This window comes from Rossellomorea sp. GQ25 (assembly GCF_059758515.1).
On the sequence record NZ_JCAXEQ010000004.1, the window covers coordinates 300,537 to 317,130 of the forward strand.

Consider the following 16,594-nt stretch of genomic DNA (forward strand, 5'->3'; position numbering starts at 1 on the left):
TCATAAATCAGAATTCTGGTTCATAAAGTGCTGAATACGGGTCATAAATCCGAAAAGCGGGTCATAAGTAACCAAAACCGGATCATAACAGTGGGGGAGAGCATGATTTTTCAAAGAATTAACCGTCAAATCACCCCACTTAGCCCGTCAATCGTACTTCCTCTAACCTGAATCAGCTTTTTTTCATTAAAAAGTCGTCAAATATAGTTAAATCAAACGAATGAATAGCCAACTTAAGATAAACAAAAAAACGGTTGAAGAATGAGATTACTCAATCTTCAACCGTTTCTTCTTTTATTCTGTATATCCCATCAACAGCCTTGCGTATGGGGAGTCAGATGGTAAGATGATAACCGTTTTATCATCCACTGTTTTCTTATATGTTTCCAGTGTTTTATATAGATCATAAAAGCCTGGATCCTTGGAGAACGATTTGTTGTAGATTTGTGCCGCTTCCGATTCTCCTTCTGCCCTGATTACATTGGCATCGGCCCCTGCTTTTGCCAGCAGCTCCTTCACTTCACGATCTGTTTCAGCCGTGATTCGTTGTTTCTCGGCATCCCCCATCGACAGGTATTCCTGAGCCTTTGATTCACGTTCAGAAATCATACGCGTATAGACAGAGTTTTCATTTGCTTCCGGTAAATCCGTACGCTTCATGCGGACATCCTGAACGACAATTCCGTATCCATCCCGTTCAAGAAGCTCGTTCACTTTGTCAGTCACCCGATCGTTCAAACTTCCCCGGGAAGACTTTTCATCATTGATGATTTCATCATATTCTAATTGCCCAAGCTCCGATCGAACGACTGAGTAGATGAACTCTTCCATTTTCGTCTCTGCGTTGATGACCGTCCTTGCATTCTTGATCATTTTAAGAGGATCTTCGATACGCCACACAGCATAGTTGTCGATGAGCATCCGCTTCTTATCTTTCGTATTAATTTCAGCTTCCGTCACATCATATGTCATTTGATGCTTCGGAAGGGTTGTAACAGACTGAATGAACGGGATCTTATATTTCAAACCGGGTTCTTTGTCTATTCTGACTACTTCCCCGAATTGACGGACGACTTTATATTCTCCTTCTTTGACCATAAAGAGACTGGTAAACAGCAGAAGAAGGACGGCAATGAGAATGACAAGGAAGATGCCCATTTTTGTATAACGCTTCCATTCGATAGGTTCTCTCTTCTTTTGATTGATGTCAAAGACGTTTTGATCACTCATTCTCTTCACTCCCTTCCTGCTTCACCGGCCCATTTTGATTTTCAAGTTGTCGAATTGGGAAGTATTTCAACGTTTCTCCACTATCCTTCATAATGTAGATTTCCGCATTCGGAAGAACATTCTCCAGGGTTTCTAACACGAGTCGTTTTCTCGTAATCTCAGGATTCGATTTGTATTCGTTATGTAGCTTATCAAATACGGCTACATCTCCACGCGCCTGCTCCACACGTGCAATCTTATCCCCTTTCGCCCTGGACATGATCGCATCTTTTTCACCTTGCGCTTCATTTGATCGTTGGTTCCGGTATTTCTTTGCTTCATTGATTTTCGTGTTCATCGTTTCCCTTGCGTCCGTCACGGCTGTAAAGGCTGATCGAACTTCTGCATTCGGCAGCTCGACATCCTGCAGTTTCACCGCAAGAATGGAAATACCAATATCGTAATCATCAATCAGGGTGGTTAGTAAGTCTCTTACCTCCGCCTCGATTTCAGCTTTTCCCGACGTTAACGCATCATCTATCAAAGAGCTCCCTATAATGCTTCTTAAAGAAGATGAAGTAGCATCATAAAGAATTTCCTTCGGGTTGTCAGAGTTAAATAAGTAAGTTTCAGGATCTGTGATTTTCCATTGAACCACAAGATCAGCGAGAACGATGTACTCATCTCCCGTGATCATTTTCGTTTCTTTCGGAAAGTCCTTAATCTTCCCGTCTTTTTCTTCATATCCAAATTGAAGACTGAAGGTTTCTTTAGACAGGACTTCCACTGATTGCATCGGCCATGGCATTTTGAAATGCAGCCCAGGCTCAACGACCGGCTCTCCCGCTTCTCCAAATGTCAATACAAGTGCTTGTTCTGATTCATCAACGGTATACCAGGAAGTCAATAACACAACAATTAAAATAATGGCTGCTACAACCATCCCTGTCACCATGTAAATTCGTTTTAAACTCATATGCGCCCTCCCTTTTCTATCTCTATATCTTATTAATCACCTACTAAGATATACGGACTTACTACAAAAAGGTTTCAAGAATATTAAGAGAAGGTGACAAAAAGAGGGAGTTTCATTAAATGGGCTGGAGGAGGGTGATCCCTACCTGAATGCACCAAGTCAGCTGGCAAGTGAAGTTTTGACCCACTCCAGCATTCATGCTGGAGATAACGCTTTCAAAATAAAAAAGCGAAAAGACGAGAACGGGGTTAGTTCTCGCCTTTTCTTAACACCTTGGATGAAGGGGTTTCACTTAGTATCGTAACACCCTTTTATTAATAGGATTTAAACCTATTGTAAATACAATGTAAAATAATTGTAAATTCACTAAGATTTTCTCGTCCCTTCACCCAACGAATAGCTTGAAGACTGTTTGTATAAGGAGAATGTGAACGTCGTGCCTTCATTCACTTCACTGTCTACTTCCATTTTTCCTTCATGGGCTTCGATAATATGCTTCACAATGGCTAAACCTAAGCCCGTTCCGCCAGAATTACGGCTTCTTGCTTTGTCAACGCGATAAAATCGTTCAAAAATGCGTGGAAGTTCTTCTTTACTGATTCCCATCCCGTTATCCTTAATGCTCACATGAACCATTTCCTTATCTTCCGTCACTGAAATCAAGACATCCCCGCCCTTTGGAGTGTATACAATCGCATTACTGACCAGATTAATGAAAACTTGTTTTAATCGGTAGGGGTCTACTTCCGCATGGCCCCTTGACTCAAAGGACGTTTGAAGGGAAATATCTTTTGACTTGGCTTTTTCTTTCAATATCGGAATCACGTCTTCAATTAAACCGGCAATCTCTACTTCCTGCAGGGAAAGCTCGAACCCCTGTTTTTCAATCTTGGACAATTCCAATAAATCTTGTATAAGGGATTGCAGGCGTTCGCTTTCCATCAGAATGATATCCAAGAAAGATTTTAACGTATCGGGATCATTCATCGCACCATCCAATAGTGTCTCCGAGAAACCTTTAATGGATGTGATCGGTGTTTTCAACTCATGAGAGACATTCGCTACAAAGTCTTTTCTCATTTGCTCGAGCTTTTTGAGCTCCGTGATGTCATGGAATACCACAACAATCCCTTTCCACTCATCGTTATGACCGATGATAGGGGCCCCATATACTTCATAATGCTTTCTTTCTATTTTATGAGGAAGAAGGATCTGCTTTCTTAACCGTTCCTCTGTCATGAAGATTTCTTCTACAAGCTTATTCACTTCCTGATAGTGAATGACCTCATGGTATCTTACTTTTTTCAGTTGGCTTTCTTTCAGATTAAAAAAGTCCCTGAACGTCCGGTTCGTCAATACAACAAACCCGCGATGATCAATTAATAGAAGGGCACTCCCCATGTTTTCAATCAGCGTCGTTAAGCGATCCTGCTGCATTTCCTGGGAATTCACCATTTCCTGCAGATTACGGGCGAGTATGTTAATGGAGGTACTTAACATACTTGTTTCATCCAGGCGGTCTTCGTATGTCCTCGCCCGATAATTCCCTTTGGCGAGCTCCATTGCCACATTCGTTGCCGATTCAATGGGCTTTGTATACCTCACCGTAATTCTCGATCCCAAAATGATAATGAGAATTAACGCAAGACCTAAAGAAATAGATAGCACAAACCAAATTTGCTGTATTCCTTTCTCAAAGGCTTCTACCTCGGTACTCATGATAAGCAGTCCATTTAACTGGTTGTTCCCGCCCTTAAGCGGGTACCAGTAATACCTGTACTCCACACCTGAAGTCACGAGTTTTCTATGTTTTTGCTTTACATCCCAATTCTTTTGAATTTCACTTATGATCCTTTTTTGCTGAGGACCAACCAGTGATTCCGAGGTTTCCGTATCATGGACTACACTTCCTGATTTATCAAGAATCGTAATCCTCACATCCAATATGTCACTCAATTCTTTGATCATGTCTGGATTGATTTCTTTCGGTGTCCCGTTTTCTTCAATGGAACTGGCCAGTAACCTTGCCTCTTTTTGAATCCGAGAATTAAATGTATCCAGATAGAAATTCTTGAAAATCTGACCTAAAAGTAAACCAAGTCCTATTAATACAGCAATGATCAAGGTGATTAGAGCAAAAAGAAGTTTTGTTCTAAACTTGGTCATCGATTTTTAGGCCCCTCCAATTTATATCCAAGACCACGGATGGTTTTAATATAGGTTGGCTTTTTCGTGTTGGATTCTATTTTTTCCCGTAAATGACTGATATGAACATCTACTATTCTGGTATCTCCGGCAAAATCATAATTCCATACCGCGCTTAACAGCTGGTCTCTCGTTAAGACCCTGCCTTTATTGTCTGTTAAGTATAAAAGAAGTTCGAATTCCTTAGGTGTCAATTCAAGTAAATCACCTTGGAAATAAGCTTCATACTGTTCCGGATAAACCTTTAATTCTCCCACTTCCTTGTATTCTGTCGGTTCAATGGAAGATGGTTCCGCCGCTTCCTGAATGGCTTGACTGCGTCTTAGAATAGCCTTGACCCTCGCAACCACTTCACGTGGACTGAACGGCTTTGTCATATAGTCGTCTGCCCCCAGCTCCAATCCGAGAACTTTATCAAACTCGTCATCCTTAGCCGTTAACATAAGAATAGGGATATTAATCTTCCTTTGTCGCAGTTCTTTACACACTTCGATTCCATCCATGGAAGGAAGCATGAGGTCAAGAATAATTAAGTCCGGGGATTGCTCAATCGCTTTATCCCTTCCTTCTTCACCATCATGTGCCGTTGTAACGGAATAACCGGATTGCTCAAGATTGTACTTTAAGAGTGTTGCAATAGACTGTTCATCATCGACTACCAAGATTTTTTTGCTCATTTGTTGTGCCTCCATACAAAAGAAAATTAACCCCAACATCCAAACGTTATTATGTAATTGTACTTTCATTATAATATAAATCTTGAAGCTTACCATCATTTAGAGAGATTTAATACTTTTTAGTTTTTTTGAAGCAGGATTATTGGTTATTATATACTTTCCTTCATTTTTATTATGATGTACGATACAGGCATTTTTATATTGGCTGTTCTCGGTAACTTTGTTGCTAATTGATTCAATGTGAGTGCTTTTGCTCTGTTCAATTAGCATACCGCTTGATTGTAAGGAGTGGTGAACAGAACTACTAGTAAAATGGTTCTAAAAGCAACAAACTCTTAGAAAACAACCTAATCATTTCTCGCATAAAAAAAGAGCTATGGGTGTCATAGCTCCTTCTCGTGTTTAGAAGTTTTCTAATGCATGGCTGTTCATTTTCTCTAATCTGTGAGGAGGACATACCTTGATGGTACCGTTGATGACTTTCTCAGCCTCTTCATTAGTAGCTGTTACATCGATGGTTACCAAATGAGTATTAGGATCCACTTCCGTCACTTCAAACAAGAATTGTACTGTAGCGTAATGATAGACCGGTTTAGGGAATTCAATGTTTTGCTCTACTATATGAGAGCCCGGACCGGGTAGATATTTAGAAACGGCAGATGTGATGATGCCTGTTAACATGATTGAAGGAACAATCGGCTTTTTGAATGGCGTTTGAGAAGCATAATCATGCTGGATGTATAATGGATTGGCATCATTTGTGAGCCCTAAGTAAAGAAGCAGTTCGTTATCTTCTATTTTTTCTGTAAGGGTCAGCTTTTCACCAATCGTCATTTCTTCGATTTTTCTTCCCAGTTTTCTCTTTTTCCCTAATAACATAAGAAGCACCTCCGCGTATGTAAACGATTACAATTTTAAATAATAAAAATTGTTTTTATTATCTGTCTATTAATATTTTAACATTTATAGGGTTTCCATACAAAGAGTTTTTACGCATGGGATGTTTATTTTTTGGAGGATCTTTTCGTTAACTATTTTGCTACTGAATCTGCCGTTATGCTCTGCGCAATGAGTTTGGTGCTTGTTGACAGGCTCCTGGCAGATCTTATGTTACAAAACAACAATCTTTGCGAAAAGAGCCAGTATAAAAGATCATTTCCACGTGTGTTATTCCACAATTGCCTCCGGTACTTTAATAAGAACCAAGTAAATGAAACCTAATCACAATTATAATTGCTATTATAAGTAGAATCATTTCAGTTAAAGTTAAGATAGCTTGTTTCGGGTATTCTGAATACTTCCACTCAAAGTATCCTCTAACCGCATATTCCAATAGGAGAAAAAAGACTACTGCAATTGAAAATAGGTAGGTTAAATCTTCATAATAAAACACTAAAACATAAAGTAGAATGATTAGAGTGATTACAGATATATTTTTTATCCATTTATCGACTTTACGATGTAACTGGTTTATATGATTATAGGAAAACAATTCTTTTATTACTTTCTCTATTTTAAGAAATTAAAATTACTGAAAAAGGTAAAGATGTATTGGATTCGCGCTGGGAATTCTTAACCAATATTGAATCAGAGGTTTTAGCCCCTTTAAATCAGCAAGAAAGACAATTACTTAAAGATTTTCTTGTTAAAGTTTGGGAGTCGCTATATAAAAAACAGGAGGTTATAAAATATGAACGCACTTGATTATTTTAATGCACGTCTTGAAGGAACAATAAGCCCTATGAATTATTATTTCCAGTTCAAAAATACTGTTTGCTATTTAATAAACCTGCCCCGTTAGCTCAATAAGAACTAAAATAAAAAAGGCCGCTAATCCTTTCTGGATTAACAAGCCCGCTATTTTTGGCAAGATATATCTGTTTTACTATTTACTCCCAGAAAGTATAAGGCATCCTTAACATTAGAAAAAGTAATTATGTTATTTAAGTTAATGCCAAGTTTAACTGCTTCTACAGCTATTTGGGGCCTTACCCCAGTTAGAATGCACTTTACCCCAAGTAATTTTAGTACAGTGTTAATTTTGAAAAGGGAGTCAATAACTAAATTATCAATTTTATAAATTCCTGAACAATCTATAATCAAACGGCTAACCCCTTGCTCTTGAACATTGACCGGTACTAATTCTAAGAGTTGTTCAGCCCTATCCTGATTTATTTCGCCTAACAAAGGTAGAACAGCAATGCCTTCTAAAAGGGGGACAATTTTGGACGCTAACTCATTTATTTGCATATTCATTTCATATTGTGCTTTTTCTTGTTGTTTTCTCTCTGTGATGTCTTTTACATAAGTTTGGATGGCTCTTGTTTCCCCTATCTTAATAGGGTGACAATATAACTCAACATCAACTGGAGTTCCATCCATTCTATATATAGTTTCCTCAATAACCTCTGCTGGTTTACTATATGCCCCCGATATTCTTTTGGTTATTGCGGGTTTAGAGGTATCTTTAAAGATATCTAAAGGACTGGCTCCCATTACCTCGTCTCTTGAAGCTCGAAAAAATTTTTCTGCTGCTTCATTTATATATATTATCTTCAGCTGCGAATGGACAATTAGCGGATCCAGAGCATATTCAATTACTTCTTTGTAATTAATGCCTTCAATATTCTCACTCATTATTTTCACTCCTTAAATAAAGGGTAATTCATTTTATCGTTGTATACAAGGAAAACTACTTTTATATCCACATTCAGGGTTTTTATTATAATCCTCTTCAACTAACCTGCCCTTAAACTTAATACCAATTATTCCCAAAACTGATTAGCTTGCTCAAAAAATATTAAAAGAAAAGGCTTATCCTGTTCTAGCTCCTGGATAGGCCTCGTTACTAATTATATAATTCCTATTTATAAAAAAACAACTTTATGACGAACACTTTTGGTTTTTTGATGCACTACATTAGCTAGAAAACCAAAAGTACCTGCGTTAATTATTTGAATAAAAGGAATCACTTCCTCCTTGCTAATAAATACACTATAGATAAATGAAAGTATAAAATAACAACTCATAAAAATTGATAAATATTTTAGCCTTTTCATATTTATAATCCTTTCAATATAAAACTTTGCTACCTTAATATTGCCATTAAGCTCAATCTACCTTTCTTCCATTAACCTTTAATGGAAGAAAGGAAAAACTGAAGACCAACTGCCTGATCTTCAGCTATAGCCCCTGATCGAAGATTTAATAGTTAAAGAAAGAAACGTAAAACATTAAAAGGTGAAAAGTAAAACTTTTACGAAAGATCAACTTTTTGAAAGTGTTCAACTGTCGGGAATGGGTCATAAAAATGATGGAGTTGATGTTTCCATTCTTGATATTCGTGTGATTGTCTAAATCCCACTGTATGATCTTCTAAAGTTTCCCACCTTACTAATAATAAATATTTCCCCTCATCTTCCATACAACGCTGTAGTTCGTGGGATATATAGCCCTTCATCGATGAAATAATTTTAGATGCCTTACGAAAAGCTTCTTCATATTCCTGTTCCATACCTTTTTTAACTTGAAGCATGACACCTTCTAATATCATAAAATCTACCCCTCTGTGTCTAATTATAGAATGAATATTTTCACTCTATATCTTCTTTTTATGATTAATAATCCTTTCATTAATCTTGCTGTCAGTCATATTTATATGAATATTAATATATTAATCGCGGCAGCAAAGAAAGAAGGATTTATTATTTTAATATCCTCACTTTGCTCTTCTTCAATTAATTCTACCTTGCAAATAATTTCTTCTTCGTCTTCTGCAAGGTATTCTAGTTGTTCTATATCTTCTCGGTCTAAAGAATCAAAAATGTCTTGATATAATTTGACACTTGGAAATGGTGACAATGAAGAGATTTGTAGCTTTAACGTTGCTATTTCTTTAAGAGAGATCATAGAATCTATTAATTTTAAATGCGAAATTATAGGTATATATGATTTAAATATGGTAGATTTCAAGAAAATATCTACAGTTTGGTATTACGAATAATGCCACTATCTACTAGACTGTTTGCAAATTCTTTAAATCTTTCCTGCGTATCAATAAATGACCTAAAAGCTTCCCCCATCTTAAAATCTTTATTCAATTTTGAAATATAGCCTAATTTGTTGTGGTTATTAAAATTAGGAATCTTATCACTAGGTTACCCCTTTTAATTTCTCTAATGGTATTTTGAAGTCTTCAGGAAATTTATTTTTACTCATGTAATCTCCTCCCTGTCATAATCTCATTTTAGCAGGAGTTATATTCCAATAACTATAAAAATATGGATTATTCATAATATAAAACAAAAGAAACTTTCAATTTGAGATGTGATTTTTCATAATTTCTTAGAATTATACGCTTTTATAAATGGAATAAAAACATAAATTATTTCAAAATTCATTAGAATACAGAAGTCGAAGGTAAAAATTTTGTTCGATATTTCATAATTACATAAAGAAAATTAATCATTGTTCTTCAACAATCGCCCCCTATAGTTGAACTAGAAATATCTGTTTGATATGGAGTCCTGCCGACAAAACGGATATTATACGCTAAGCAAATTTCAACCTAAAAAAGTCGAATTCCTGTAAAAGAACCGACTTTTTAATTTGGCTTGTTAAGCTAACGCAACCCTTTAGTTCAACAAGCTGTTTCTCTTTTTTATTTGTATTAATCTATGATTGAAATAAAACCACTTTATGATTAGGTGTTCCAATGAATAAATTTACTTCTCAGAATAACAACAACCTTAGTGTTATCATTTAACACTAAACTTTAATGTGGAGGGATATACTTTGAATATTCTTTTGAGCTTATTATCAACCATAATTATTATGGGTATTAAAGCAGCATTCTTAATTAGTAGTATAACTTCCAGATTAACATCTTTGTTAAGAATACCATCTTTGACTTAAGCATCGAGAATTTCACAAGTATGATCTAATTTGCATTGTTGTAGAAAGGTGAGCATAGAATTGTGCTTGCCTTCTTTAGTGAATTCGCCTTTCTAGTGATTCTCACTCTTCTTCATAAGGTTCTTCTTAGAAAATTAAGCGAAACGTTCTCTTATTTCTCACAGAAATTCTTACTACTTGCTGAATTGGTGAATAATATCCATGAGGTGATAATGTGGACGAGAATAAATTAAAACTCACATCTTCCGAAATAGGAACACTTTGGGGAGAGTATGGAACAGCCGTTGATATTGTAAATAGATATATGGTCTCCATTATTGAGGACGAGTCAATTAGTGCTATTTTTAAGGATGCTATTAAGACGTTTGGGAAACAAAAGAAACAAATAGTAACTTTTATTGAGAACGAGGGGTTTCCAGTTCCAATTGGATTTACTGAATCTGACCTTTTTAAAGGTAAACAGAGATTGTTCACTGATATATTTCGCCTGAATTATTTACATATTATGACATTACATGGTTAGTTAGGGCACAGCACTTCATTAGCTGTTTCTGTTAGAAAAGATTTAAGGGATTTTTACGATTCCTGCGATAACGATGCAAAAAAGATGTATCATCAAACAATTGAGTTATTGCTTGAGAAGGGAAGTTTTCAGAGAGACCCTTTATTTTATCCAGCTAAAAACCCTGAATTTATTTCCAGCCAAGATTTCACAGATGAATTTTTCGGAAAAGGTAGAAAATTAGCAGCGACAGAAATCATTAGTATTTCTTTCAACCTTAAAAAAGCATTATGGCTAAAACCCTTTCTATCGCATTCAGTCAAGTCGCTCAAATAAAAGAAGTAAGAAAGTTCTTAACGGATTCCCAGAACACGGCTGATGGTCAAATAAAAACATTTACAAAAATAATGCAAACAGATAAATTACCAGTTCCGAAATCTTTGGAAACAGAAGTGACAACTTCTACGGACTCTCCTTTTTCCGATAAGTTAATGATGTAACATATCGGTTTCTTGTTTCAAGCTGCACAAAACTATCATAACCACTTCTTCTTCAAGAGGACTAACCAATTCTTTTATGCTGAAACCTTTATTGTCGGGATAAAATACAGAATTCGGATTATCTGACTTGTGTTGAATGTGAATGACTTTCCTTCCCTTATCCCTCCAAACCTTTAGTATCTTACTAATATTCTCTTCTGCATCTAAATTATTTCGTTCTCCCCATTTTGGGTCATCAATTTCTGAACATCCACTATAACCAATGCACTGTTTTTATTCACGGTACTTCCTCCTCTATATCCAGTCCTAGACCAACACTTAATTCCACTATATCTTCTTGATAAAGAAGGCTTAACTTTTGCACTTTATAGCTAAATACCTTATAAAAAATATTACTTCATTCGGGAATCACCTTAATACCAATTATTTCAAATATCTCGACTTTCTCAATAAAAAAATTCACAAAAAAAGCATATCCTGTTCCGGATAAGCCCTCTATAGCTGCAAATATAATCTTTATTGAAGTTTATCATCGTACATTTCCTTTTAGTGTTCGCTCCAAAACGTAATACGTCTTAATTACTTCCCTACTTCAAAACAAACACTCGTTCTGATATGATGTTTGCAGAGGAGGGAGAAATTTGAATTCAATCGATTTATTAATTTTAAATTTGAACGAAGTTAGAAGACGAAGTATGAAAGTATGGGAATCAATACCTGTAGAAGCCTATAACTGGCGACCAGACGTTAATGCTATGACTTGCTTGGAAATGATAAGGCATGTTCTAGAGTCTGAGCACTATTACCACCTTGCTATAAAGAACCAGGGTAGCGTTCCGAACTTTGAGTCACCGTTCCAAAATCGTCCATTATTGTCTCCACAAGATGAGATTGAATTTGCCAAAACATTAAGAGGTGACTTTATTGATACGATCCGCACCTTTAGCGAAGATGATTTATCTAGGATTAAGATTGACCGTTCTAATGTCGGCTACATAAGAGAGCTTGGAGATATGCTCTTAAGAATTGCTTATCACGAATCCATACATTCAGGGCAACTTCTTGATTACTTAAGATCAGCTGGTGTAGAGAGAGCTGACATTTGGGATTGATGTTAAAAGAGTCTTAATTTATTTGAGACTCTTTCTTTATGACGCTACATAAGTCAAATGTGACCTATCACTAGAGTTTTTATTATTCAAAAAACCTGCCTAATAATTGAATAAAGAAAAGGCTGGAGACCATCTGGCTGATCTTCAGCTATTGCCCCCGATAGTTGAAGAAGTTGAACTAATTTATTATGGACGTGTGCCACAAGAGACTTCATATTTTTCACTTTCTATCTTTTTTGTATAACAATTGTTGCCGTGTCTCCAGTAGGACTATCGTAGTTAAACCAATATACATTGTATAGCTGTCCGTAGTCTTTATCTTTATAGTCATCCTTAATTATTAAAGCAAAGAAACTTTGAAATGGATGTCCGTCTTTGAAAATTGCTTCTCTTATGCAGACCTTGGCGAATCATTATCGTGTACCAAGGGTGCTAACATAGGCGGAAATATTATTATCACTAATAATGCCAGCAAGCGACTATTAAAAGTCTTTTTTTCTTTTTCAAATTTATGTCTCCTTTCTCCACTTTTATACCGTTAACCTGCCTCGTTTGTTGAATAAGAAATAAGGGATTGCCGCAGCAACCCCCTTTCTTCAACTCTTGCGCCCGTTTGTTGAAGATCATACTAACTTCTAGTTTAAATTTTCTTTTTAAAGGAAGTTAGAGATAAACGTTCATTTACTCTAGTTTCTCCTATTTTTGAGAATCCGTTTTTTTCATAGAAATTTACTGCTGGTGTATTTTTGGAACCCGTGGACACTATTATTGTTTCAATACCTTCTGAATTACTTTCAATGAAATCCAATAACATCTCGGCAATACCTTTTCTAAAATATTTGGGATGCACTATTAACCGATGTATGTCCATTTCATCTTTTTCAACTTTTATTGAAATAGCTCCGCATAACACTTCATTTAAGTAATAACCAAAGAAAGTTTCCCCACATTGTTGCAACGTTTCAACAGTATCTTTTAATGGTGGTATTTCATAAAAGTCAATTATTTCTGCCTCTACCTTATAAGAAGGGATTTGAACGTTTAAAACTTCTTCAGCAAAATTTGGATTAGTAATATCAATTTTTTTAATCAAATCTGTCCCTCATTTAATTAGATTATGTTTCATATTATTATAAAATGGTAATAGTACCCTTGATTAATAATCGCTAATTCCGTCAACAATAGACCACTGAAATAGTCCATTGTTGTTCAATTCTTGCGCCCTTTAATGGAAAATAACTCGATTTAACTCAACAGAGATTATTGGAAAACTGTTCTTCTGAAATTACTTGTAATCCGTTTCTTTTGAGTAAAGCAGTTGTGACTCCATTTCCAACCATTTTCTTACTTTTAAATTCACCATTATAAATCATTGAACTTCCACACGATGGGCTATACTCTTTAAGAACAACTACATTTGCATTAACCTCTTTGGCCTTTTTTAAAGTAGCATAAGCCCCTTTTATGTACAGTTCCGTAACGTCTCTACCTGACTTCTCGACTACTTTAGCTTTCCCATCCAATACATCTTCCCCGTTACCACCAAATATTTCAGCAGGTTCTCTGGGGGTTAAAAATCCACCAAGCAATTCCGGGCATACAGGTATTGCCTTATTCTCTTCTATTAGTTTACTGATCTTATGATCTAAACTATGCGTACCGTTATATCTTACTTCCAAACCTGCTAAACAAGAACTCACTAATATCATTGATAACACCTCAATATAATATCACCTAATGACCTTGTACAACTAACTCCCTGTTAATTGAATAACTTAGAGCTTCGATGCACTTTCTACTATTTCCTTCTCTTATACAAGGATATGGCCCGATAAACGAAAAGACGCGTAATTCAATAAACGGGGCCCTATGCGGAAGAAGTAAAATATATAAATTACATTTCGAAAAAATGGTCTCTCTCTATTTTACAAACTCTTAATGCGTATTTTTTGTACCACTCTGTTTTACCTCTGTCTTGTGCAACTCTATGGGTCGAATTTCCCTTCCAACTCTTTATTGCATCTAAAGAGTCCCAGTAAGAAACAGTCATTCCCAACTCATTATCGCTTGCACTTTCTATACCTAAGAATCCCTTCTGTTGGGAGGCTAACTCCACCATTTTTTCTGCCATTTTCCCATAACCTCTGTCACCTTCCGTTCGCTGTGAAGTAAATATTACTGCATAATACGGCGGCTGAGGAGTTTTTGCAATCCCATTCATATTGTAGTTCCCCCTGTAAGTTTGTTTTATATAGAAATGAGCTTCCCCTTTAACACAAGATGCGATTGCTCATATAGAACAATCGCCTCCCTAATGATAATCATCTACCTTTTATATTTTTTGTACAGAAATATAAATATGACCATTATGAATGTAATAATTATTCAGTATTTTAAAATCATAAAGAAAAACTCTGGATAAGGAGTTTCCTCTGACTAAACCATTCCATTAACATCTGTTGTACTTCTAACCCTTTGTATCAGAACTATCATCAATGAGAAAGAAGTAATAAAGGAATATATAGCAGTTTTTACTAAAGTCCTCTCCACAAAAATCCTCCTTAATCTAAATTGTTCATTTCACCTCTAACACAATTGTAACATTTTGTGATTTATTTAGTTCCTCCTTTTTCCATAAAACTGTCCGTTTATGGAATAAAGGAAAAGCTGAAGATCAGCTATCCGATCTTCAGTAAGGTAAATGGATCAGCTTCTTTTTCATAACGGCCGGACTTTTCCCTTATGACAACCGATGTCTATTGATAACGGTCAAAATCGTCAAGAATATCTGGAATTATTTTTGATTCTTTTAAAACTTTTTTCAATAACCATAGAACCGTATCCTCCCTTTAATTTATATAACTCATTAATTTAATTCATCTGTTCATACTAAAAGGTAAGGAAATCAAACCATTACTGGGGATGAAGTCATGATAAAACGTTTATTTGTAATTTTTTCTTTTCTTATTTTTGCTATCGGGTGTACTGGCAGCAGCCAGGTCTCGCCCCTGGATACCAAGATACCGTTCCCTCTGCAAACCGACAGCCAGTCCCATCCGAAAGTGATTCTCCTCGTTATTGACTCATTAATGGATAAATCGCTGAACAAGGCAATTGAGGACGGTAAAGCTCCCGCCCTGGAATTTTTAAAAAAGAACGGCCATTACAGCACTGATCTGGTCAGTTCGTATCCGACAATGTCGGTCACGATAGACAGTTCTTTAATTACAGGTACTTATCCAGATCAGCATAAAATTCCAGGGCTTGTCTGGTTTGATGATAAAGAAAAACGAATCATTACCTATGGAAATGGATTTTTTGAAATCTTAAAGCTGGGTGTTTCCGATTTTGCAAGGAACGGTCTTTATGCCTATAACAATCAAGACTTGAGCAGCAATGTAAAAACCATACACGAAGACCTGGACAATGCAGGCTTAAAGACTGCTTCTATAAACGCTTTGATTTACCGTGGAAATTATCCTCATACCCTGAAGGTCCCGGCCTTCATTTCGGCAGTGACCAACCTGCCTGATGAAATACAAACCAGGGGCCCTGAAACGCTGTCATTAGGATTGTTTTCAAGAGAGAATCAGGAAAACCATCATATCGTCAATCGAATTGGCCTGAATGATTCTTTTGCAGCAGAGGAGTTGATATACCTTCTTAAGAATAACACTTTACCTTCCTTTACAATCCTGTATTTACCGGAAAATGATTATACTGTACACAGAAAAGGTCCTTCCGCGATTAAGGGAATAGAAGATGCGGATAAACAGCTCCAAAACGTTCTGAATAGCTTCCCTGATTGGAACGATGCACTCGCTAACATAGTGTGGGTTATTATGGGTGACAGCAACCAGTCCATAGTGAAATCAAATAAAAAAGAAGCTCTCATAGACCTTAGAAAAGAACTCTCTGAATACAATATATTAGAGCTAGGCGAAGATGTCCGGGCGAAAGACGAAATTGTTATCACCGCTAATGAACGGATGGCGTATCTTTATATTCTTAAAGAGGACATTCAGCTACGGCAAATGGCGAAAAAATTACAAAAAGAGTCACGTATTTCTTGGATAGCATGGAAGGACAACGAAGGTATTAAAGTAATTTCCCCTGATCATCAAGGGGAACTGTCATTTCAACCAGGAGGTCCCTATAAGGACCAATATCATCAGTCATGGTCCGTAAAAGGAAACAGTGATATCCTCGATATGAAAATTAAAGAGAATACAATCAGCTTTGGAAATTACCCCGATGCTTTAGCAAGGCTATATGGAGCAGCAGAATCACAAAAGGGCAGCTTTCTTATCACGGATGCCAAACCAGGATTTGAATTCATAGGAGAAAGTTCACCGGAGCATTCCGGCGGAGGTGCCCATGGCTCGATGCACAAGGCAGATTCAACGGTTCCACTCATAGTGTCAGGAACAAATAAAAGCATTGAAAACTTAAGAATCGTTGATTTAAAAGACTGGATTATTGAGATTATCCAAAGATAA

At 36.3% G+C, this 16,594-nt stretch carries 15 protein-coding genes and 2 pseudogenes; 3 read left to right on the forward strand and 14 right to left on the reverse strand.

Annotated features, from left to right (window positions below; all coding sequences use genetic code 11):
• Positions 1 to 294: 294 nt before the first annotated feature.
• From hflC to AC6CIB_RS14905, 9 genes are all read right to left on the reverse strand, one after another.
• Entirely contained in the window at positions 295 to 1,230 is a 936-nt protein-coding gene (gene hflC / locus AC6CIB_RS14865; RefSeq protein ID WP_498281895.1) for a protease modulator HflC, read from the reverse strand.
• The gene (gene hflK / locus AC6CIB_RS14870) at positions 1,223 to 2,185 is read right to left on the reverse strand and encodes an FtsH protease activity modulator HflK (protein WP_498281897.1); all 963 of its coding nucleotides are present in this window, start codon (positions 2,183 to 2,185) and stop codon (positions 1,223 to 1,225) included. Before hflK ends, hflC begins: the two co-directional genes overlap by 8 nt.
• A gap of 366 nt (positions 2,186 to 2,551) precedes the next feature.
• Complete coding sequence (gene pnpS, locus AC6CIB_RS14875; protein WP_498281899.1) at positions 2,552 to 4,351, reverse strand: two-component system histidine kinase PnpS; 1,800 nt, start codon at positions 4,349 to 4,351, stop codon at positions 2,552 to 2,554.
• Complete coding sequence (locus tag AC6CIB_RS14880) at positions 4,348 to 5,067, reverse strand: response regulator transcription factor (protein ID WP_498281901.1); 720 nt, start codon at positions 5,065 to 5,067, stop codon at positions 4,348 to 4,350. The genes pnpS and AC6CIB_RS14880 overlap by 4 nt, the downstream gene beginning before the upstream one ends.
• Before the next feature lie 402 nt (positions 5,068 to 5,469).
• Complete coding sequence (locus tag AC6CIB_RS14885; RefSeq protein WP_498281903.1) at positions 5,470 to 5,946, reverse strand: MaoC family dehydratase; 477 nt, start codon at positions 5,944 to 5,946, stop codon at positions 5,470 to 5,472.
• Positions 5,947 to 6,259: 313 nt separating this feature from the next.
• Positions 6,260 to 6,559: a DUF4181 domain-containing protein gene (locus AC6CIB_RS14890; RefSeq protein ID WP_498281905.1), complete on the reverse strand. Its 300-nt coding sequence runs from the start codon at positions 6,557 to 6,559 to the stop codon at positions 6,260 to 6,262.
• A gap of 365 nt (positions 6,560 to 6,924) precedes the next feature.
• A complete protein-coding gene (locus AC6CIB_RS14895) occupies positions 6,925 to 7,704 on the reverse strand; it encodes an STAS domain-containing protein (RefSeq protein ID WP_498281907.1) in 780 nt (259 codons plus the stop codon).
• A gap of 619 nt (positions 7,705 to 8,323) precedes the next feature.
• The gene (locus AC6CIB_RS14900) at positions 8,324 to 8,620 is read right to left on the reverse strand and encodes an antibiotic biosynthesis monooxygenase family protein (protein WP_498281909.1); all 297 of its coding nucleotides are present in this window, start codon (positions 8,618 to 8,620) and stop codon (positions 8,324 to 8,326) included.
• A 101-nt stretch (positions 8,621 to 8,721) separates the two neighbouring features.
• Positions 8,722 to 9,039, reverse strand: a complete 318-nt coding sequence (locus tag AC6CIB_RS14905) for a hypothetical protein (protein ID WP_498281911.1) — start codon at positions 9,037 to 9,039, stop codon at positions 8,722 to 8,724.
• A 1,156-nt stretch (positions 9,040 to 10,195) separates the two neighbouring features.
• On the opposite strand from AC6CIB_RS14905, the pseudogene AC6CIB_RS14910 reads away from it, so the two are divergent.
• Positions 10,196 to 10,980: pseudogene (locus AC6CIB_RS14910) on the forward strand (DUF3231 family protein); the annotation flags it as partial.
• 39 nt (positions 10,981 to 11,019) lie between these two features.
• On the opposite strand, the pseudogene AC6CIB_RS14915 reads toward AC6CIB_RS14910, so the two are convergent.
• Positions 11,020 to 11,264: pseudogene (locus tag AC6CIB_RS14915) on the reverse strand (cysteine hydrolase family protein); the annotation flags it as partial.
• Positions 11,265 to 11,624: 360 nt separating this feature from the next.
• Here AC6CIB_RS14915 and AC6CIB_RS14920 point away from each other — a divergent pair.
• Positions 11,625 to 12,095, forward strand: coding sequence for a DinB family protein (locus tag AC6CIB_RS14920; protein ID WP_498281913.1), 471 nt, complete (start codon positions 11,625 to 11,627; stop codon positions 12,093 to 12,095).
• A gap of 227 nt (positions 12,096 to 12,322) precedes the next feature.
• Here the strand turns inward: AC6CIB_RS14920 and AC6CIB_RS14925 are convergent, their stop codons facing one another.
• The 4 genes from AC6CIB_RS14925 to AC6CIB_RS14940 all read right to left on the reverse strand — a co-directional run bounded on the left by AC6CIB_RS14925 (position 12,323) and on the right by AC6CIB_RS14940 (position 14,316).
• A complete protein-coding gene (locus AC6CIB_RS14925) occupies positions 12,323 to 12,490 on the reverse strand; it encodes a YjcN family protein (RefSeq protein ID WP_498282181.1) in 168 nt (55 codons plus the stop codon).
• Positions 12,491 to 12,735: 245 nt separating this feature from the next.
• Positions 12,736 to 13,188 carry a GNAT family N-acetyltransferase gene (locus tag AC6CIB_RS14930; RefSeq protein ID WP_498281915.1) on the reverse strand — a complete coding sequence of 151 codons (453 nt, stop codon included), beginning with the start codon at positions 13,186 to 13,188 and terminating at the stop codon, positions 12,736 to 12,738.
• 157 nt (positions 13,189 to 13,345) lie between these two features.
• Positions 13,346 to 13,804 carry a 2-thiouracil desulfurase family protein gene (locus AC6CIB_RS14935; protein ID WP_498281917.1) on the reverse strand — a complete coding sequence of 153 codons (459 nt, stop codon included), beginning with the start codon at positions 13,802 to 13,804 and terminating at the stop codon, positions 13,346 to 13,348.
• A 185-nt stretch (positions 13,805 to 13,989) separates the two neighbouring features.
• Positions 13,990 to 14,316 carry an antibiotic biosynthesis monooxygenase family protein gene (locus AC6CIB_RS14940; protein WP_498281919.1) on the reverse strand — a complete coding sequence of 109 codons (327 nt, stop codon included), beginning with the start codon at positions 14,314 to 14,316 and terminating at the stop codon, positions 13,990 to 13,992.
• A 709-nt stretch (positions 14,317 to 15,025) separates the two neighbouring features.
• Here AC6CIB_RS14940 and AC6CIB_RS14945 point away from each other — a divergent pair.
• A complete protein-coding gene (locus AC6CIB_RS14945; protein ID WP_498281921.1) occupies positions 15,026 to 16,594 on the forward strand; it encodes an alkaline phosphatase family protein in 1,569 nt (522 codons plus the stop codon).